The sequence below is a fragment of the Rhodothermaceae bacterium genome (genome assembly GCA_009838195.1).
GTDB lineage: Bacteria > Bacteroidota > Rhodothermia > Rhodothermales > Bin80 > Bin80.
The window spans coordinates 12,869-33,045 of record VXSC01000005.1 but is presented as its reverse complement, the minus strand read 5'-3'; the positions used below and the strand labels follow the sequence as shown (position 1 = coordinate 33,045).

General features: G+C 48.3%; 13 protein-coding genes and 1 pseudogene. 5 read left to right on the top strand and 9 right to left on the bottom strand.

The features are described from left to right. Nucleotides 1-292 precede the first annotated feature (292 nt). Entirely contained in the window at nt 293-1,171 is an 879-nt protein-coding gene (locus F4Y64_00995) for a tyrosine-type recombinase/integrase (protein MXX96178.1), read from the top strand. Nucleotides 1,172-1,238: 67 nt separating this feature from the next. On the opposite strand, the gene ugpC is transcribed toward F4Y64_00995, so the two are convergent. After that, nucleotides 1,239-2,357 (bottom strand): sn-glycerol-3-phosphate ABC transporter ATP-binding protein UgpC, encoded by a 1,119-nt coding sequence (gene ugpC, locus F4Y64_00990; GenBank protein MXX96177.1) that lies wholly within the window; start codon nt 2,355-2,357, stop codon nt 1,239-1,241. 103 nt (nt 2,358-2,460) lie between these two features. On the opposite strand from ugpC, the gene F4Y64_00985 reads away from it, so the two are divergent. Further along, the gene (locus F4Y64_00985; GenBank protein ID MXX96176.1) at nt 2,461-3,501 is read left to right on the top strand and encodes a LacI family transcriptional regulator; all 1,041 of its coding nucleotides are present in this window, start codon (nt 2,461-2,463) and stop codon (nt 3,499-3,501) included. A gap of 2 nt (nt 3,502-3,503) precedes the next feature. Beyond that, complete coding sequence (locus F4Y64_00980; protein MXX96175.1) at nt 3,504-4,457, top strand: phosphoribosylaminoimidazolesuccinocarboxamide synthase; 954 nt, start codon at nt 3,504-3,506, stop codon at nt 4,455-4,457. On the opposite strand, the gene F4Y64_00975 is transcribed toward F4Y64_00980, so the two are convergent. The 6 genes and pseudogenes from F4Y64_00975 to F4Y64_00950 form a co-directional block, all read right to left on the bottom strand. Then, the gene (locus F4Y64_00975; protein ID MXX96174.1) at nt 4,447-4,905 is read right to left on the bottom strand and encodes a molybdenum cofactor biosynthesis protein MoaE; all 459 of its coding nucleotides are present in this window, start codon (nt 4,903-4,905) and stop codon (nt 4,447-4,449) included. The two genes, F4Y64_00980 and F4Y64_00975, sit on opposite strands and share 11 nt — an antisense overlap. After that, nucleotides 4,898-5,146 (bottom strand): MoaD/ThiS family protein, encoded by a 249-nt coding sequence (locus F4Y64_00970; protein MXX96173.1) that lies wholly within the window; start codon nt 5,144-5,146, stop codon nt 4,898-4,900. Before F4Y64_00970 ends, F4Y64_00975 begins: the two co-directional genes overlap by 8 nt. A 31-nt stretch (nt 5,147-5,177) precedes the next feature. Then, nucleotides 5,178-9,789, bottom strand: a pseudogene (locus F4Y64_00965) (DEAD/DEAH box helicase). A 414-nt stretch (nt 9,790-10,203) separates the two neighbouring features. Then, nucleotides 10,204-10,674, bottom strand: a complete 471-nt coding sequence (locus F4Y64_00960; protein MXX96172.1) for a hypothetical protein — start codon at nt 10,672-10,674, stop codon at nt 10,204-10,206. Nucleotides 10,675-10,897: 223 nt separating this feature from the next. Then, on the bottom strand, nt 10,898-11,236 hold the full coding sequence (locus tag F4Y64_00955; GenBank protein MXX96171.1) for a hypothetical protein: 339 nt from the start codon (nt 11,234-11,236) through the stop codon (nt 10,898-10,900). Nucleotides 11,237-11,481: 245 nt separating this feature from the next. Beyond that, nucleotides 11,482-12,759: an ABC transporter permease gene (locus tag F4Y64_00950; GenBank protein MXX96170.1), complete on the bottom strand. Its 1,278-nt coding sequence runs from the start codon at nt 12,757-12,759 to the stop codon at nt 11,482-11,484. An 832-nt stretch (nt 12,760-13,591) separates the two neighbouring features. Here F4Y64_00950 and pruA point away from each other — a divergent pair. Together pruA and F4Y64_00940 are read left to right on the top strand one after the other, a co-directional pair. Beyond that, the gene (pruA, locus tag F4Y64_00945; GenBank protein MXX96169.1) at nt 13,592-15,229 is read left to right on the top strand and encodes an L-glutamate gamma-semialdehyde dehydrogenase; all 1,638 of its coding nucleotides are present in this window, start codon (nt 13,592-13,594) and stop codon (nt 15,227-15,229) included. Then, nucleotides 15,226-16,251, top strand: a complete 1,026-nt coding sequence (locus F4Y64_00940; GenBank protein MXX96168.1) for a dihydrodipicolinate reductase — start codon at nt 15,226-15,228, stop codon at nt 16,249-16,251. Before pruA ends, F4Y64_00940 begins: the two co-directional genes overlap by 4 nt. A 33-nt stretch (nt 16,252-16,284) precedes the next feature. Here the strand turns inward: F4Y64_00940 and F4Y64_00935 are convergent, their stop codons facing one another. Further along, entirely contained in the window at nt 16,285-18,612 is a 2,328-nt protein-coding gene (locus F4Y64_00935) for an HDIG domain-containing protein (protein ID MXX96167.1), read from the bottom strand. Next, nucleotides 18,609-20,174: a sodium/solute symporter gene (locus F4Y64_00930; GenBank protein ID MXX96166.1), complete on the bottom strand. Its 1,566-nt coding sequence runs from the start codon at nt 20,172-20,174 to the stop codon at nt 18,609-18,611. Before F4Y64_00930 ends, F4Y64_00935 begins: the two co-directional genes overlap by 4 nt. Nucleotides 20,175-20,177 lie beyond the last annotated feature (3 nt).

The following is a 20,177-nucleotide window of genomic DNA, read 5'->3' as shown; positions in this document are numbered from 1 at the left end:
AAATACATAGCGCCCCGTAGCCTTATCTGACGGCCGTCCTACTATACCAGGGGAGCAACTCGCGTTGCCATTTACCAGGATCTTATTAGGGGGCTAGTTGATTGAGCAAGGGATTGAACCAAGCAAGAAATTGAATCACATGGTTTTGAACTAACAAGGGTTAGATATATTGGATTTCCTGAGATTCGTTCACGCCTAACCACGGCAATCAATCAAGGGATTTGGATAATGATTCGGGGAATCCAAAATGTACGCCTACTAATACAACTTCATTCAAGTAACAGGTTTATTCATGCTTGTGCCGGTTAGCTCTCAACCCTCCAGTCAGGCCAATGATGATATGCATCTCATCAGCCTTTGGCTACAAGGAAAAAGTTCGCGTTCTCAGGAGGCTTATTCGCACGATATCGAGCAATTTGTAGACTTTGTGGATGTACCGCTGAGCGACGTTAAACTGCAGCATTTCTGGGACTGGGTAGATCATCTGAAAGAAAAAGGAGCTTTACCCGCAACTCAAGCACGTAAACTGGCAGCAGTCAAGAGTCTGTTCAGCTTCGCTCACCGAATTGGATATTTACTCTTCAATGTGGGTGCAGCTGTCACCCTGCCCAATATCCCTGAAAAATTGAGTGAGCGCATCCTGACAGAGGCAGATATTCAACAAATTCTTGCTCAGGCAAGCACGCTACGGAATCGTGTGCTACTAAAGCTATTTTACGCATCCGGTGCTCGTGTATCAGAGTTGAGCCGACTCTATTGGGGTGCCGTAATCGCACGAAACGACAATCAGCAAGGCCAGATCACTCTCCTGGGTAAAGGCAATAAAACGAGGACATTAGTCGTCCCTACCTCAGTCTGGAAGGAACTGATGGAACTCAAATCGAAAACAGAGGCCACCGAACCAAATCAACCTGTTTTCCGGTCACGTAAAGGTGGACCACTGTCTAGGCAGCAGATCTGGCGAATTGTTCGAAATGCGGCAAAGAGTGCAGGATTTGACCAGAATATATCCCCCCATTGGCTCCGACACGCTCACGCATCCCATGCCCTTAATCATGGAGCTCCAGTCCACTTGGTAAAGGAATCTCTGGGACATCAGTCTCTTACGACCACCAGTAAATATGCTCATGCTCGTCCAGACGAATCCTCCTCCAAGTATATAGATATCTGAACAGTTCTGATCCGGAGTGATTCAGGGCTAGCGTAAAGGGATTCATTAGGCTGCCCTGCCCCTTCCCCTACTCCTCACTGCCTCCACGAACAACAAGATTGCCCGTTTCTGCATCAAAGACATGGATCTGGTGGAGATCCAATTCAAGTTGCAACCGCTGTCCAATTCCGAAATTTGAAGTACCAGCTACGCGAGTCATAAATGTAGTGGAAGATGTTTTGCCATATACATATGACTCTGCCCCCAAGTGCTCTTCAAATACAACCTCCGCCTCAATAATACCTTCACCATGGCTGTTTTGGGAATTTGAAACTGAATTGATGTTTTCTGGGCGAAAGCCAAGAACCACCTGATGATTCGATTCAGCAGTAGCCGATTCCAAGGGAATCCTAAGTTGCAGGTCACGTTTTTCGGAAACGAACCGACATGTTCCATCTACGACTTCAAGGGATCCATTAACAAAATTCATCCCAGGACTACCAATGAATCCGGCTACGAAACGGTTCTGGGGCCGTTTGTAAAGCGTGACAGGGTCATCAATTTGTTGGATGACCCCCTCATTCATCACAACGATTCGATCCCCTAATGTCATTGCTTCAGTCTGGTCGTGAGTCACGTAGACCATCGTAGCGTTTAGCTCCCGATGCAAGCGAGCCAGCTCGGTACGCATTTGGACACGCAACTTCGCGTCCAAATTTGAAAGAGGCTCATCAAATAGAAAGACTTTTGGTTTACGAACTATCGCACGACCAACTGCTACCCGTTGCTGCTGTCCACCGGAAAGCTGCTTAGGTTTGCGATCCAGGATGTCCGTGATTCCTAGAATTTCGGCGGCCTGCCCCACTCGCTGTTTGATTTCAACTTTTGAATATTTTCGGAGCTTTAGGCCAAAAGCCATGTTGTTGAAAACCGTCATATGCGGATACAGTGCATAGTTCTGAAATACCATCGCCACATCCCTATCCTTTGATGGAATGTCATTCACAACTAAGTCATCAATGGATATCGATCCACCCGTTACGGATTCAAGGCCAGCCAGCATTCGTAGCGTAGTGCTCTTGCCGCAACCAGATGGCCCAACCAGCACCATCAATTCACCATCTGCGACAGTAAAATTCACTCCATCAACAGCCAGATGGTTGTTGTCGTACACTTTTTGAACATTTTCAAAGGTTACACTTGCCATCGGGTTTTCAAGTAAGAACAGCTACGTTTAGAATATAGTACAAGGCGTTTGCATTTCGCTTATGCTACTGATCGTTACCACTTATCGAATCTAGGATTGGCCTATGGCACGTTCCAAATCACGTGTTACGATTTATGAAGTTGCAGACAGGGCCGGAGTTGCCATTTCCACTGTATCCCGTGTACTGAATGATTCTTCTAATGTCGCAGAAGATACCAAGAAACATGTTCTTGAAGTAGTTGATGAGCTAAAATATCTTCCAGATCGTGTCGCAAGGTCCTTGGCGCAGCAGGATTCAAGTCTGATAGCAATCGCGACGCCCACGATAACGACAGCTTTTCATAACTCGTTATTCAAGGGATTTCGTACCGTCCTTGCTGATATTGACGAAGATTGTGATTTACTTCTGTTCGATCTCGGTAGTACGAACCCTCTGGAACGGTTACGAAGTAAATTGAAAGGTGGGAAAGTAGATGGACTGATCTTGGCAGGAATCCCAGTCTCTCCCACCCTTTCAAAAGAGTTAAAGGCCTTCAGCGCCCCCGTTATACTGATTGGCCACCATCACACTGAATTTGACTGTTTCTATTGGGATGATTCCAAGGGAGCCGAGAAGGCTACAACCCATCTATTGAAAAAGGGGTATCAGCGTATCGGTCTTATACGTGCCTATACAGATGGATATGTTCAACTTGAACGTATTCGTGGTTATAAAAAGGCACTGAAAAAGTATAAAATACCATTTGACGATAGCCTCGTTCAGAGCGGTAGTACGATCAAACATGCTGGATTTAGTGAAGAGCATGGATTTGAAGCAATGAATCAGCTCCTGCAGGTTTCTCCACCAATTACAGCGGTTCTAGCATCCAGCGATGTACAAGCAATCGGTGCGTGGAAGGCAATACGAGATGCAGGCAAGCGCGTGCCGGAGGATATTGCCCTCGTCGGATATGATGACATTAAGACAAGCTACTACCTTGGGTTGAGTAGCATTGATCAACGCATTGAACATACCGGTAGACTAGCTGCTGAGCGTTTAATTTTTCGCCAAAGAAACCCTTCAGAGTCTGGACGTATCGATCAAGAGATTGTAGCCAAGCTTCGGGTACGAAGGTCGAGCGACTATCCCCAACCATTAGAATAGACATGCATACCAAAGCAATCGAAAACCAACTTGATAAGACATTAACCGGGACAGATTTTACGGATCTAGGCACCAAGTATCGAGGTAAAGTGCGCGATACCTATGACCAAGGAGATCGCTTGATCATGGTGACCACCGATCGAATTTCGGCATTTGATCGAGTTCTCGATCAGACGATCCCATTCAAAGGCCAAGTGCTCAATCAGCTAGCCGCCTACTTCTTTGATGCAACTCGTGATATCATTGCTAATCATATTGTGAGTGTGCCGGATCCAAACGTCACTATTGCACACAAATGTGATCCGGGAAAGCTTGAATTTGTGGTAAGAGGTTATCTGGTTGGACATGCTTGGCGGACCTATCGCACCGGCAAACGGATACTCTGTGGGAAATCATTACCCGATGGGCTGAATGAAAACGATAAGCTTCCCAAACCGATTCTCACACCAACAACCAAGGCACAGGTTGGACACGACGAAGATATCAGCCGTGACGAGGCGATCAAACAGGGCTTAATCAGTGCAGATATATTTGACCAACTTGAAAAAACCTCGTTGGCATTGTTTCAGAGGGGTACAGACCTTGCAGCTGCTCAAGGACTGATCTTAGTTGACACCAAGTACGAATTTGGCAAAACCCCAAGTGGTGATTGGGTCTTGATTGATGAGGTTCATACCCCGGATTCCTCACGTTATTTTTACCTTGAGACCTACGAGGAACTCCTCCGGCAAGGCAAACCGCAACAACAACTCTCCAAAGAGTTTGTGCGTGAATGGTTAATGGATCAAGGTTTTCGTGGACAGGAAGACCAATCGGCCCCTGCCCTTCCTGATGAATTCCGTACTCGGGTATCCGAACGCTACATCGATCTCTTTGAGAAGGTATCGGGAAAACCATTCGCTCCAGATATCCATCCAGAGCCCGAGAAACGAATCCTGAGCGTACTTAAGAGTTAGGAGGTTCGGGGGATTCGGTGCCCTGCACCCAGATTTTCTGCCCATCAGCGAGGTGCTCCTGTTTCCAGATCGGCACCTGTACTTTAAGTCGATCAATTAGGTAACGACAGGCTTCGAACGCTTCGGGGCGATGCGACGTGGCAACTCCAACCAGTACACTGGCTTCAGCGAGTGGTACTTCACCAAGTCGATGGAGCAGGCACGCACGATGGATCGGCCAACGATTCACGGCAATATCTAGCAGCCTGTGCATCTCTTTAAGTGCCATGGGTTCGTAACCTTCGTAAGTCAGAGATAGTGTCTCCTGTCCAGCTGTCCACTGCCGTGTGGACCCAATAAAGAGTGCAAGGCCTCCTGCTACAGGAGTTTGCAGGAATTGATATGCCTCAGTGATATCAATAGGCTCTCGTGAAAGCTGTATCCATCGTTTGCGTAAATCTTCAGCCACCACTTACCGGGGTTATGATGGCGATTTCATCACCATCCTGGATGATACTTGAATCCCGGGAGTACGTCTGATTTACCGCCAAGCGCATCACACTCCGATATGGAGCCATTGCAGGATACTGCTCACATGCCAAATCAAGAAACTCACTCACAGTAATGCCCGGTTGGGTTTCCAGATCAACGGACTCTGCCTTGAGCTTTGATTTCAGGACGCTATAGAGCTGAATCTTAAATGATAACATGAGTTGATGTTGCTGCTTGCCTTGTACACACCTATGAGAATTCAATCTCACGGAGGGTTTCGACAATCTTTACCGTCTCCATGCTAACCGTGATTACTTTTGCGAGTAATCTGAGCGGATAGGCAGGATCCTGCATGGTTTCAATTGCAAAGCGGTTAGCATCGTTTACGATCTGGCTGGCTTTGTCTATTTTCACGCGTTGTCTTTCCATGACCCATGCGATCGCAGGTTTCCCATTGACCATATAATCATAGGCTTGAAGTGGGATTCCCTGTACGGTAATATGATCGTTGTAGATAATGCGAGACCTGTCCCTATTTCTTGCTTTTCCGGGATGGCGCATGGAGCGATTTCCCACCCGGAACAAAGCTTCCGGATGCATACCATTTGCGGGGTTCCAGCCTCCTTCTTCAAAGCTGATTGGGTACTCTTTGACTCCTTCGTAGTTGACATGCAACTCTCCCAGTTTTCTACCAGCCTTGGCAAGCATCCAGAACTGCTGTTCATCTTTGGGAAATGGAATTCGAGGGAGTTCTTTACAGAGGTTTGCAGCGTATTTTGTCCGATAGGAAGGAACATGGAGTATGCCGTAGGTATAGTAGAACAAGTCATCTGCTGTGACTTCATTTTGCCCCCCCCCCCATTTTTTCTTGGAAAGTCCATAATGCCTCCTCCTTGATCGCACTTTCGCGTAAATATCCGTCGGAATCTGTTTTTTGAGTTATATCCTCTGCAAACAGATCTTCCTTGGCTTCATCAGGTTTTGAATACAGCCATCGGGGAAAACACTGCGACTTGCTAATAATTTCGAGATCGGGAATATTGTCCACCATGATGCAGGAGAACGGATTTGTAGACCCTCTCCCCGTCACACAAATCAGCCGATTCTCCGCCCCTCCATGCGGGAATAATTGGTGAATTCGATAGATGCTCTGGTTCAGTCTACGACTAAAGAACAGATGTTGCTGGGTAAAGGGCCTGTAGTCAGAAGTTGCGATGCGGCCCGCTTGAATGCTCAGTTCTTTGTTTTTTGCCAGATCAGCCTTCAGGTCTTTTGTCCAGCTAATCTTCGTGGGGTTATTATTGACAAATTGCGTGATTTCTGCCGCTGCCCATTTCCGTCCCTTAGCATCCTGCTCTAGTAGCCGGTCTCGTTCACTCTCATAAAAGCGAATCATCGCGCGAATATTACACTGAAGCGACGCTTCTGAATAATTGTAGCACCATGCATCGCGGTTCGTCTTTATCCCCAGAGAATAATTCTTGAAAATCACCTCTTTCACATTTCCCTTCTTATCCCCCAGGGCCATGAATTTTTCGAACCCTTCGTCCCGCTGGTTTAGCCAATCATGATAGGTATTGGGCTTGAGTTCACTCCACTCCCCTGTAAGCCCTCGAATTCCTCGGTACTCCTTCACCTTGCCCAGCTTCTCCTCACGGCTTAGATAATCGCCAATGTCGTGGTATAAAATCTGGCACCCCTGGTATAAGATCTTACTACGCCTCGGATTGCGGACAAAAAGCGTAATAGCCACCGGTGCTCTGGAACCCGATCCAAATACCTTCCCTCCTTCCTGACGTGATTTTTCGCCCTGAGTCCTCTGATTCCCCCGCAAATTCAACACATAAATGGAGGTAAACTCATCCGCCAGACACTTTCGCATCCCATCCATCGCATTCCCCTCCAACCAACCAGCGTTGGTTACCATCCCAATTACCCCACTTGCTCCAATCCGGTCTGAAACCCAGCGAATTGCTAAGATATAGCTGTCGCGCAGGCTCACCTTATTTGTAGCCAAAGAATAGGCTGCATAGGAATTTTTTATCCTTTGATTAAGAATCGGATAAGATTGATTTTTTGTTGCATCATTTTCACTCCTCTGCCCCACGCTCCAAGGAGGATTCCCTACAATCACCCGAATCTGCGCCTCTTTCTGCCTTTTTCGCTGCTCAGAGTTCTCAGGAAGGATGTCCGCGATCATATCTTCACCATCCTGCATTTCAAACGTATCGGTCAGAATGATCCCTGGAAAACGCTCATACTGATCCGTTCCGATCTCTGCGTGAAATGCCTCCTCAATATTTACCGCAGCAATGTAGTAGGCCAAGAGCATGATCTCATTGGCATGGATCTCGGATTGGTACTTTAGGGGGAGCGCGTCTCGCTCAATCAGTCCGTTCTGGATCATTCGAGTGATAAAGGCCCCTGTTCCCGTGAATGGATCCAGAATCTCTACACCTTCGGAAGAAAGCGATTGTCCGAACTCATCTCGTAACAGATCATCAACGGAGTGCAGAATGAAATCCACGATCTCGATCGGCGTATACACAATTCCCAGCCGCTCTGCCGTCTTCGGAAATGCATTCCGAAAGAACTTGTCGTACAAATCCGTGATAATCTTCTGCCGTGCCAACGGCGTATTCGCCGCCTTGGCGCGCCGCGCAACACTCGCATAGAATTCATCCAAGCTCTCCGCCTCCACTTCAATCTTCGCAGGCTTTAGTACATCCAAGACCAACTGCATCCCCTTGCTGATGGGGTTCTGATCCACGAACCGCCCGTCTCCATGCAGCGCTTCAAAGACCGGCCTCGTCACCATGTGCTGCGCCAACATCTCGATCGCTTCCTTCTCCGTAATCCCCTCGTTCAGATCATCCTGCAATTCGGCCAGAAAATCCCGAAAGACCTCTTGCGCCTCCTCATGTCGATTCACCATCTCCGTAATTCGAACAATATGCTTCTGTGCAATCTCAGCAACATCTATTGCCCATTCATCCCAGTACTTGCGATTCCCGCATTTTTCCACGATCTTTGCTCGGATCGCAGCCGGAAGGTCAAATTCCAGAGATAACTGCTGCCCATTCATTTGACTCGTTTCTTCCGTCGTACCTCCCGACGTCCCGATGCCAATCGAAGGAGACCTTCCAGAGCCAGATTGCCACTGCCAATCCGACAGCGCAATGATCCCGAGATGCTTCCCGGACTGGCCTTCCTCAAGTAGATTCAACATCGCTTCAAATCGCTCATCATGAGAGCGAATGGCATTGAGAACCTGCCATACCACCCGGAACGTCTCGTTATTATCCAGATAATCGCTCGCATCCGACGCCGATGGAATCACCACCGGTAGAATGACATACCCCATCTTCTTCCCCACGGATCGGCGCATAACCCGTCCCACGGCCTGTACCACCTCGATCTGACTCTTGCGAGGATGCATGAACAGGATCGCATCCAAGGCCGGCACATCCACGCCTTCAGATAAACAACGAACGTTGGAAAGAACGTGGCATCTCCGATCCTGGGCCTGCACCGAATCCAGCCAGTCTAGGCGCTCGGTGCGGCTCAGTGCATTGAAGGTCCCATCCACATGTTCCGATGCAATCCCATACTCAATCAATGGATCCGCTTCCCCGAACCCGATCTCATACAGTACCGGCCCATAGGTCTCTTCATCCTCCATCGAATATAGTGTTGCATTCACTTTGCCTGCCCTATTGCGCGCAGAGGCGGCATATACCTTGGGCGTTGCGGTCATGTACAGGCGCCGATGAGTTCGGATATGCACTTGGTCATGAATCTGAACAAAATGGCTATCCTCTTCATCCTTGATCCGGGCACCCGCTGTCCGATGGGCTTCGTCACAGATTGCCAGATCAAAGTCCGGAAGTCCGTACTCACGTTGGGCGTTCCCAATGACAGCAAGAGAGTGATAGGTCGCAAATATCACCGTGAATGTATCCGATTTATCTCCTCCCGCATGCAATGCCAAGCTTTTTGCGTCGGTTGTTGCTGGATAGGCTAAATCAAGCACATCCAAATCAATCCGGTCATCATTTCGACGTCTGCGACGACCAACCTGCGCATCGGAGCACACCGAATAAGACCGTAAGGGAAACCGTGTATCCGCAGCCCATTCCCGTACGGTCTGAGACATGAGGGCCAGGCTTGGGACCAGATACAGGACGCGCCCTCCAATGCCAGCCAGATCCTCTGCAATACGGAGCGAGGTGAAGGTCTTGCCCGTGCCGCAGGCCATGAGAAGCTTTCCGCGTGATCCTTTTTCTTGCAGGCCAGAAACTACTTTATTGATGGCTTCTGTCTGATGCGGGCGTGGTATTTTCGAGGTGATTTCGGTTGTAACCGTTCCGTCACCAACATACTTGCCCCAATCAATGGAGCTATGGTTGAGTTCATGGAGACCGATTCGGATTACTGGTGGATCCTGATCACGGACGGTCTCCTCCGCCTGCTTACTCCAGGACTTACCCGTTGTGTCTATGATCAGTCGACGTGAAAAATACTTCCTGCTGGATGCAGCCAAAAAAGAATCTATATCCTTTTTCTGAAGTGTTTTGCCCTCGGCCCAAAGTTTACATTGGATGGCACACCAGCCATCTGAACCCCGGAGCTTTGCAACCAGATCAATCCCAATATCTCCTTCAGGGAGTCCTTGACTAGATGCCCAATCCGCATAAGGTATAGGCGTTTCATAGTAGGTTTTCTGTAACGGATCATACGTTAGAAACGGGATGCACAGCTTTTCAAAAGCCGTACCCTTGATGCGCTCTTTACTGTAGTCAGAAGCAGCAGCCTCTGTACGCCAAATATCTAAAATGTCTTCCAAGTTAGGTTTGGTCATCTGGATTTGATTTTGGGGTTCTCCGTGTGAACACGAATGGACTCAAAATATCGTGAATTTTGCCATTGAAACATCTGTTCTTCCAAGAAGTCGATTTGGTACTGGCTGAATGGATCTAGTTTAGTCCAGATGTCACGGACTATAATCAGCATGGTTTCGTGAACAACATCATGGCTGATAAGGCAGTTGCAGGTAAGCAATATGCGGTTTTCAGGCATTTCGTAGAAAACTGCTTGAATTTGATTCAGGATCCAATTTCCAAACGATCTCAGTGAGAAGAAAAACCCTGCGTCAAAGCTGGAGCCTATAGTGATGACCCGATAGGTTCCAACGCTTTGTATGTTTCGACAAGCATGTCCCTCCAAAGCTACCCGTCTGCCCTAATTCATTACAACTACAACTCAACATTTAGGGCTATAGTTTTCGCGGATTCGTAGCCGCGAATGCAGCAAAAGCTTTGCGATCAGAAATCTTTGCCTCCCCGAAATTATTAATCGCAGCTTCAGCACGCTGAATATCATCCAATACATGAGACCGATAAAACATTTCACTTGGTTTATAGTCTGCATTGTATCGCCTAGATTGGAGGACCAAGAACATGTTACCAAAACCCTGAATTTCCTCGGGAAATGTATTCATGATCCCTTTTCTATTGCAGCACCGTGCCACCTGGGTATGAGTTAACGACCGATAAACTTGCTCCCAGGCCGCATCATTTCTTGTTTTGGAGGTGCCGATAAATGCATCCGCACATGCTTTCGCTACGCAGTGGAACATAGCATAATATGCCGTACTAATCGCGCAGCGTAAATCTGCCTGCCGAGGCTTACCTCCTCGCCCAATTGCAAGCCTCGTGGCAGACTCGATAAGATGTTGGGAGTTCATGGGCTGCTAACCGTCAACCAGAGATACACCAAGATCATGGTCCTTTGACTGGGTACAAATATTCTATTCAATACCTATTTGCTTTCTCTGAAGTATGCCACACTCCTCCTGAAATTCACATCTGAATACATACGAAACATCCCTCGTTTCGATGTCACCTCTAATCGTACAGTGTATTGATCGGTTACATCCCTACATGCACAGAATTCAACAAGACTTTCAATCAAACCATGAGTTCTTTTGGAGTGTTTTCGAGATAGTCATCGTAGTCTATAAATGACATGACCGGAAAACGCTCGTCATTGAGTTCCTCCAGTTTGAGGCGAACATGATTAAAAAAATCCATTGCTTCCCTGTAATTGCGCTCCTTCGGTGAACTGTAAACGAATGCTATATCTAAATAGTCCGGATCGTCAAATGGGAGAGGTTCCCGAATTCGGATTAATTCAACCTTGCCGTCCTTGAAGAACTCCTCATAAGCAGTCTTGAAGAGTTGCTCTAATTGATTTAGCGGTTCACTCACTCGTTTGAAGCGAAGACGTTTTATTGTCCATTCTCTCATTATCGGGGTAAGGTTAAATGAAAAACACTTCGTTCGAAAACAAACAAACTCAGAAGTGGATTTCTGGTTTCTCCGCTCATTTGCAGGACTGGGAAAACTTGAGCTCCATTATCGTTAACCCAGTACAGAAAGATTGTGTCTGACTAATCGCCATGCCGTTAATCTATAGAGCAATCATACCCTCACATCTTCTTCAGTTCACCGAACCAACCCCTGCATAGTTAAATGGTATTCGTATTTATCTCCTATTGAAATCGAAGTACACGCAGAGGCAGGATTCGTGATGCAGTGCGTGCAGGCAAATAGGAAGCCCCCACACACAATAATAGCGACACCACTGTGACAAGCAGGAAATCACTGACATGCATGGAAATGGGTGCTGTATCCATGTAATAGGCCTCTGCGGGTAAGCCAATGATACCATAATGCATTTGCAATGTACCAAGCCCCCATGCAAGGATCAATCCGATGAATGTTCCCAGCCCCCCTACAAAAAACCCCAGATATAAATACAGACGCCGAATATCCCCCTGCGATGCCCCCATACTGGCAAGAATTCCAATCTCCCGAGTCTTTTCCAATACGATCATTAGGAGTGTGCCCATTACGTTGAATGCAGCGACAAGGATGAGAACGCCGATGACCAATGGAATAATCGCCTCCTGAAGATCAACCCACGCAAAAAGTCCGCGATAAATCTCAAAAATACTGCGGGCTAAAGTTCCCAAGCCTAACGATTCTTCGAGAAGAAGTGCTACCGATTGAGCTGCTGTCACATCTTGAAGCATCACATCAAAACGTGATACTTGCTCGGAAGTGTAATCAAGTAGTTGTCGCGCTGTGTTAATGTCCGTAAATACATAGGTTTGATCGAAGTCCATTAGGGCAGTTTCATAAACTCCCGTGATTTCGAAATGCTTGAGACGAGGCCGTGCGGCAAGGAGTGTTTCGGTATTGCCTAAGTTTCTCGTAGAGAGCAATGTCACGCGGTCGCCAACTGAAAGATTAAGGTTTTCTGCAAGGCGGTTGCCTATGACAAGACGCGGGATAGTGGTTGATTCAAAGCTACTTGAGCCGCTGATAACACTCTCCTCCAGATAGACAGGAAGCCGATCCGTTCCCCATAAGCCAACTCCATCAATATCCTGACTAGATCTGCGAAGCAGTACAAACTCAGTAACCACAGGCTGAACCGAAACGACCGCGTCGTACTCCCCGATCTCAGTCATGAGTTTAGACGCCTGCCCCAGTGGAGCATGCCGGATGCTCTCAACTTGCACATGAGCTCCAAACCCTGTAATCTTGGTTTCAATCTCTTCACTGAAGCCGCGTACGACCGAAAGGGCGAGGAGTAACGTTGCAACGCCAAGCGACACCCCCCCAACTGCTATGTAGGCGATTAGTCTCAAAAACTTTCTTCCACTCTCTCCCCCCTGTGCACCGCGTAAATACCGCCAAGCTATAAAAACCTTAAAGGACACAAGACTAACGACTGGCTGGGTATGACCAAGTAATACGAGTATCGCTCAACTTGGATCTGCTCAACAAAGGCATGTGAGTACTCACAAATATTCTGATCACGATCCTTTGGCAAGGTTATCTCTTCCGCCAATGAGAGGATTGTAACCTTAAACAATTAGTGGGAGTATCGAAAAAAGGCCCCAAGGGATCGGCCTGGCTCAGGATCTCCATCCCCCGAAGAGGATGGGAGCAAGGCGTACTGCCAAGGGGCGGACATATTTTCGTTTATAGGTGCTTCCTCAGAAAATTTCCACTTGTAGTCCATCAGTATCTACCGATAGATCCGATTGTGAAAACTTCGGCCGTGGTCAACCGACATACTATGTGTCAGACGGACCGGGAAAGAAACAAAAAGGCCCCACAACTCTAACCTCGCCAATAACCAAACAAGTTTACAATTTTTCACCAAACTTGGCAATGAAATACCAAGAAAGCAAGACCATACGCCGTGGGGCCTGATAACACAAGATGATACCTGAATCCTCATTCGCTAAAGAAGTTCCCGCTCATTGTCTCTATTGTCAAGAGATTCATAAGTACCTAGGAGAGCCAACAGAAAATACTCCCTGAATGGAAAGTATAACCCACAATTACGCTGAGCAGTACATTTTCATAAGCTCTTGAGGCTATACTTCTCAGAGGAGGTTCAGTGTATGGCGATACATCCATTGGAGTCCAGATGTATCGTGCAAATTATAAAACTTGGATGGCCCTGAACCTCAGCAAGAAAATAATCATCACGTGCCCGGAGAAAATTGAAAAATTCTGGAACCTGAGGAGTATAAGGGCGATTCCCCATTCTCCACCAAAACTCGGCTAAAATCAATTCTGCAGATGAGCAATAGTAGACCCGCTATACCCGCAGCAATTAATGAACCAGTATTAGACTATGCTCCTGGTTCTCCTGAACGCGCATCCCTTCAGGCTAAGCTACACGAACTCAAGCAAAGTGAAGTGGAAATCCCGGCGTTTATTGACGGAACTGCCGTTCATACCGGGGATATTGGAGAAGTCAGACCTCCCCACGAATTAAACCACCTTCTTGGCACAGTTCATAGATGTGGGAGCAAGGAGGTCAACCAGGCCATTAACTCGGCACTTGAAGCCAGGAAAGAATGGTCAGAAATGGACTTTATCGATCGGGCAAGCATCTTCCTCAAAGCAGCGGAACTGCTAGCTGGCCCGTGGAGAGATACACTCAATGCCTCTACAATGCTTGGGCAAAGCAAGAATGCATATCAGGCCGAGATTGATGCGGCATGCGAGCTCATTGACTTTATTCGATTCAATGTCGAATATGCATCTGAGATCTATGAAGAGCAGCCCTATTCCGCCCCAGGGGTATGGAATCGGCTGGAGTACCGACCCCTTGAAGGGTTTGTATTTGCCGTGACTCCATTCAACTTTACAGCCATTGCTGGGAACCTGCCCACCGCTCCAGCACTCATGGGAAATACGGTCGTGTGGAAGCCGGCATCCACCTCAGTCTATTCGGCGTACTTCACCTATAAATTGCTTGAAGAGGCTGGCTTACCTCCAGGTGTGATAAACATGGTGCCCGGTTCCGGCGCAATGATCGGAGATCCAGTATTCGCATCTCCAAGCTTTGCTGGACTTCATTTTACCGGCTCGACCGGAACGTTTCAGCATATGTGGCGGACAATTGGAGCCAACATTGCAAACTATGATACCTATCCCCGTATTGTCGGAGAAACCGGCGGAAAGGATTTCATTGTAGCTCATGCGTCCGCAGACCCAGATGTGGTCGCGACAGCAATCGTGCGCGGAGCGTTTGAGTATCAAGGACAAAAATGCTCGGCAGCCTCGCGCGTCTACTTGCCTAAATCCCAATGGAATGCGACCCGAGAGAGCTTAATTGGGCAATTGGACGAAGTCAAGATGGGATCAGTTGAAGATTTCTCGAACTTTGTCAATGCCGTCATTGACCGAAAGTCCTATCAAAACATCACAAGCTACATTGAGCATGCAAAAACTTCTGCTGATGTAGAAATCATTGCCGGTGGCCAGTATAGTGATGAAGAAGGATATTTCATTGAACCGACTGTCATCGTCGTGACCGATCCTCATTACCGAACGATGTGCGAAGAGATTTTCGGACCCGTTGTGACCATTTATGTCTACGAGGACAGTGCTTTTGCAGAAACCCTTGAACTTGTCAATCAGACTTCACCCTATGCGCTGACCGGTGCCGTCTTTGCCCGGGATCGGCACGTCATTGTGCAAGCAAACAACGCACTGTGTAATGCGGCGGGGAATTTTTATATCAATGATAAGCCAACAGGGGCGATCGTAGGTCAACAGCCATTCGGTGGAGCACGGGCATCCGGTACCAACGATAAAGCAGGGGCACCTCAGAATCTGATGCGCTGGGTTTCGGTTCGTACCATTAAAGAGACCTTCAATCCCCCGGTCCACTTTGGATATCCATTCAATCAGCCGGAAAATTCATGAGTATCGGTGAAGATCGCCCCATCCGAGTTGTTCAGTACGGATTAGGTCCCATCGGCCAGGGAGCCGCTAAACTAATCCTGGAAAAAGCAAAGGCGGGTCAATTGGAGTTGGTAGGTGCAATTGACATTGATCCCCAGAAAGCAAACAAGACCCTGGGATCACTGGTCAATGCTCCCTCTGATACTATCATATCACCAGACGCGGAGAACGTCCTTGCGGAAACCCAACCCGATGTCGTTATTCACACCACGAGTTCATTTATGCCTCAGGTGGAGCAGCAGTTGCTTCAATGCATTCGACATGGTGCATCAATCGTTTCCAGTACTGAAGAACTCCCCTACCCCTTTGCCAGACATCCAGAAATCACTCAGAGGTTAGATCTTCATGCCAAGGAGCGTGGAGTCACTATTCTTGGTACCGGCGTAAATCCCGGGTATGCCATGGATGTGCTTGCCCTTGTTGCGACCGGTGTTTGTACTCGTGTTCGTTCTGTGACCGTAAATCGGCGTGTGGATGCTGGTTTAAGGCGTCAATCTCTTCAGAATAAGGTAGGGGCTGGAATCACAGTTGACGAATTTCGGGAACGCCAGGAAAAATGTGGGTTCGGGCATATTGGCCTGGTCGAATCCCTGCGGCTGGTGATGCATGGCCTTGGTTGGCCAATTGAAGGATTTACGGAAAATCTCGAACCGGTGATTTCCGAGAGAAAAGTCAAAACCCCCTATCTTACCGTGCAACTTGGCAGAGTCGCAGGGATTAAGCACACCGCTCAAGCACTCAGAAATGGCAATGTCGCCGTATCGCTGGACCTACGCATGTATGTCGGGGCAGATCAGCCGGAAGATCGGGTGATCGTAGATGGAGACCCTCCGATTAACCTAGTGGTAGAGGGCGGTATTTTTGGAGACACGGCGACAGTTGCAGCTCTGGTAAATGCAATCCCGCAGGTACTCAATGCTCCATCAGGACTGCGAACCGTAGCAGATCTTCCCGTTCCCAGATGCTTTTTGCCTGAAATATAGCTTGATCAGGACTCAGGGAAATCACGGCCGGTTTTACGAGTTGGTCATCTCAGGATAGCTGACACGCACATGGTGGATGGCCATAAGCTGATCCTGTAATACCTTTTTGATAAGAGGGATATCCCGGAATGTCAGGCCAGTCTCATCCAATTGACCACTGGCGACCTTATGGGTGACCAGACGGTCAACCAATTCCTGAAATTTTTCGGCGGTTACATCCTGCATTGTACGACTTGCCGCCTCTACGGTATCGGTTAACAACAGGATACCAGCTTCCTTCGATTGCGGGCGCGGTCCCGGGTACCTAAATACAGACTCCTCTAAAGCAGTTCCACTGGCTTTGCTCTGTTCGACTGCTCTCTGAAAAAAATACTCGGTCCGCGTAGTGCCGTGGTGCGAAGCAATAAGATGTAATACTTTAGAGGGCAAGCCATAGCGCTCTCCCAGTTCGGTACCCTTGGTCACATGACTGATGATAATTTGGGCACTTTCTTCCGGTTGTAAATTATCATGGGGATTAACGCCACCTGCCTGATTCTCAATGAAGTATTCTGGAGAAGAAAGCTTACCCACATCATGATACAGTGCGCCAACTCGTGTGAGGAGCGTATTGGCGCCTACTGCATCGGCTACGGATCCCGCAAGGCTGGACACTTGAATGGAGTGATTGAGCGTACCAGGAGCCCGTTGCATTAACTCCCGAAGCAGAGGATGATTCGTATCGGAAAGCTCCAGCAGGCGTAGGTCGGTAGTAATATCAAATATGCGTTCGAGTACCCAAACGAAAGGATAGGCCGTAACCAGCAAAAATGAGCCAATCCCCGCAAACAAAAGATGCTCCCAAATTGATGACCAGACAATCCCTTCGTAGAGCCATACCGTAACAAAAGCAAGTGCATACCCACCAAACGCAAAGGCGGCTGTAAGGAAAAGCTGTCCCCGATTACGCAAGCTCCTAGCACTGAATGCTGCAAACGCTCCCCCGATAAGTGTTGCCCAGGTGTAGGTAAAGTCCGAATGCAATAAAAACCCTCCGACGATCGCCAGAGCGAGTGTGCCCAATAGCGCCAGACGCGAGTCAAAAATTACCGTTAGAAGCACCGATACAATCACAACCGGCACTGCGTACATGAATTCCGGCGGTGCAAGCCGAATCACCGCGGCAAACGAGATCACGGTGCCGGCATAAAGCAGAGACAGGAGAATCATGGATTTATTGCTGGAGTAGATACTCGGTCGGGCATTTCTCAAGAAGAGTGCAAAAATCCCGATCATGGTTAGCGCCAACAATATTTGTCCAATAAACTGTAATCGCTCTTGGCGTTCCGGTAATTCGCTACCGCGTTCCCGTTCCAGAGAATCCAGTTTTTGTTTGATCTCTGCGGTGATGAGCTCCCCATTGCGTACAATTTCCTCCCCTTCTGCGACCATGCCACGTACAGGGATAATTTGAGCCTCCGCTTCTGTTCTCCTCAATTCAGTAGGGGTGGATTGATAGATCAATGAAGGAGTGAAGACGGATTCAATAAATTGAGCAATTGCGGCAGAGGTGAGTGGAGAACCTTCCGGGAGTACCGTTTCTTCAAGCCATACTTGAATGCGCTCGCGGGCTGAATTCTGACCTACCACCTCTGTTGTGGGTCTTCGACTAAACGTCTGTTCAAGCGTATCCCGTACGGTTAAATACGGCGCACGAATCGAATCTATTGGGACATCAAGAGCTCCTTGAAGTTGTAACCGCTGGCTCCGACTTGCAATTGCGTTCAGGATACGCTCGAAAAGAGGCGGGTTTACCGGAGCAAATCTGGTCGCCGTTGGCATATCTGGACTACGTAACGCAGAATCCCATCCCAGTAGACGCCATGCCGGATCGCTTAGCCGAATGGGGACCTGAAGACGTAACTCCATGAACCGGAGAGAGTCCTCAATCGTGCTCTCCGAGAAGCTTACCAATGCCGGATCGTTTCCAGCTGCAATCGTATCTCTCCTCGCCCCCACCAGATAATCTGTATACGCGTCAAAAGCAACGTCCAGCAATGCCGAAATCGAATCGACTGCCACGCGTGTTTGCTGTCTGGCATCTGGGAAGATATAAAATATCGGTTCAACCGAATCCCGTACACGCTGCCTCTCCGCCTGCAATGAGTCCGTGGACTTATAGATAGGAAATTCGGACTCAGCAACCAAGGTTTCTTTCTGCCACCGATCTCCTACCGAAAATGAAGTTTCGGTTCGAATTCCCTGCTTAAATGCTAGCGTGGTCAAGACAACCAGTACCACGAACAGGCCAATCTTTATGCTACCGAGGTTTCGGAGGGCCGTGATAGGACGCCGAATATCAAATTTCTGCGATACGCTCATGACGGTCCGTGATTCGTGTATTTATTACGTAGTGATAGGAGGAATCCTACAAATATGCACAACACGCTTCCAATCAGTGTGTACCATGGCCAGGCGATTTGGCGTAGCCCTGAGGCCTCAATCATTGAATCTGTTGGATTAAAAACAAAGATCCATCCCTGTTCCGGGCTATGCCATACCCCAAAAATAACCAGTATCATGGTTACAATCGTGAGAGAGAATGCAATCACAGCATCCCATTCCCGTGCTTCTTTGACAATAATTCCAAGAAGGAATCCTCCCAGAAGCCCGCCATATGTGAACGAAGCAATGGCTAGACCAAGTTCAACGACAGGATTCTCGGTATTCTCAAACAAACTTGCGAACACAATAAACAGGCCAGCCCAAAACAGGGTCAACGCTCTTGAGAACAATAATCTTCGAGCTTCGCTGATCGACTTCGTGACAAATCGTTCAATGAGATCCAGCATGGACGATGAAGCCAGCGAATTCAGTGAAGAGGATAGCGTACTCATCGCTGCAGCCAAAATTCCAGCTAGAAGTAATCCCGATATCCCCGCAGGCAGTCCTTCAATGATATAACGTGGAAACACCTCATCTCCACGGCTTAATCCCAATTCCTGGGGACTTACTCCGCCATAATGAATCCAAAGTAGTACACCTACAATCAGGAAAAGCGCAAACTGCAGGGCAACTAACACTGCGCTCCCGACCAACGCCCGCTGGCTGTCTTTGAGGTTTCTGCAGGTGAGTAACCGTTGAACGATGAGCTGATCCGTACCATGGGATGCCATCGAAAATATACCTCCCCCGATCACGGCAGTCAAAACAACATATGGCTGGGTAATCCAATCGGTAAACGAGCCTCCCAGTCCCAGATCAATGACAGTGAACTTGCCCTCCTGTGCGGCCATTTGAAACCAGCCTTCTGGTAAACCATTGACCAGGAGAATCGCACAGAGCAGCCCTCCCAAAAGGTAGAGAGCCATTTGTACCACATCAATCCAGATCACGGCCCGAATGCCCCCCACCATAGTATAAATGGCCGTGATAACACCAAGTAGAAGGATGATCTGGCCATATGAGATCGGTGCTCCCATAAAGCTCATTCCAGCAGAATCTGCAATCACCTTGATCGGGATGGCCGTTGCAAATAACCGCACGCCATCTGCCAATAGCCTCGTAACCATGAAGGTGACCGATGCTGTTGAGCGCATACGATCCCCAAAGCGTTTACCTAGGTAGGCATAGGCCGTATTCATTTCCCCCTTAAAGTACCGCGGCAGAAAAAGCAGGCTGACTACAATACGTCCGACAAGATATCCACCTGTGAGTTGGAGAAACGTCATGGTCCCTCCATAGGCAACGGCAGGAACACCAATGATAGTTAATGTACTGGTTTCAGTTGCTACCACTGAAAAACAGACTGCCCACCAAGGGAGATCTCGTCCTCCCAAAAAGTAGTCGTCCGTTGACCGCTGGCGCCCACCCAGCCGGATACCCAGAATCGCGATGCCAACAAGGTAGACGGCAATTACAATAAAGTCGAATAGCGACAGCATTCG

Coding starts and splice junctions, on each gene's coding strand:
- F4Y64_00995 (MXX96178.1), top strand. CDS start 293: ATGCTTGTGCCGGTTAGCTCTCAACCCTCCAGTCAGGCCAATGATGAT.
- ugpC (MXX96177.1), bottom strand. CDS start 2,357: ATGGCAAGTGTAACCTTTGAAAATGTTCAAAAAGTGTACGACAACAAC.
- F4Y64_00985 (MXX96176.1), top strand. CDS start 2,461: ATGGCACGTTCCAAATCACGTGTTACGATTTATGAAGTTGCAGACAGG.
- F4Y64_00980 (MXX96175.1), top strand. CDS start 3,504: ATGCATACCAAAGCAATCGAAAACCAACTTGATAAGACATTAACCGGG.
- F4Y64_00970 (MXX96173.1), bottom strand. CDS start 5,146: ATGTTATCATTTAAGATTCAGCTCTATAGCGTCCTGAAATCAAAGCTC.
- F4Y64_00960 (MXX96172.1), bottom strand. CDS start 10,674: ATGAACTCCCAACATCTTATCGAGTCTGCCACGAGGCTTGCAATTGGG.
- F4Y64_00955 (MXX96171.1), bottom strand. CDS start 11,236: ATGAGAGAATGGACAATAAAACGTCTTCGCTTCAAACGAGTGAGTGAA.
- pruA (MXX96169.1), top strand. CDS start 13,592: ATGAGCAATAGTAGACCCGCTATACCCGCAGCAATTAATGAACCAGTA.
- F4Y64_00940 (MXX96168.1), top strand. CDS start 15,226: ATGAGTATCGGTGAAGATCGCCCCATCCGAGTTGTTCAGTACGGATTA.
- F4Y64_00935 (MXX96167.1), bottom strand. CDS start 18,612: ATGAGCGTATCGCAGAAATTTGATATTCGGCGTCCTATCACGGCCCTC.
- F4Y64_00930 (MXX96166.1), bottom strand. CDS start 20,174: ATGCTGTCGCTATTCGACTTTATTGTAATTGCCGTCTACCTTGTTGGC.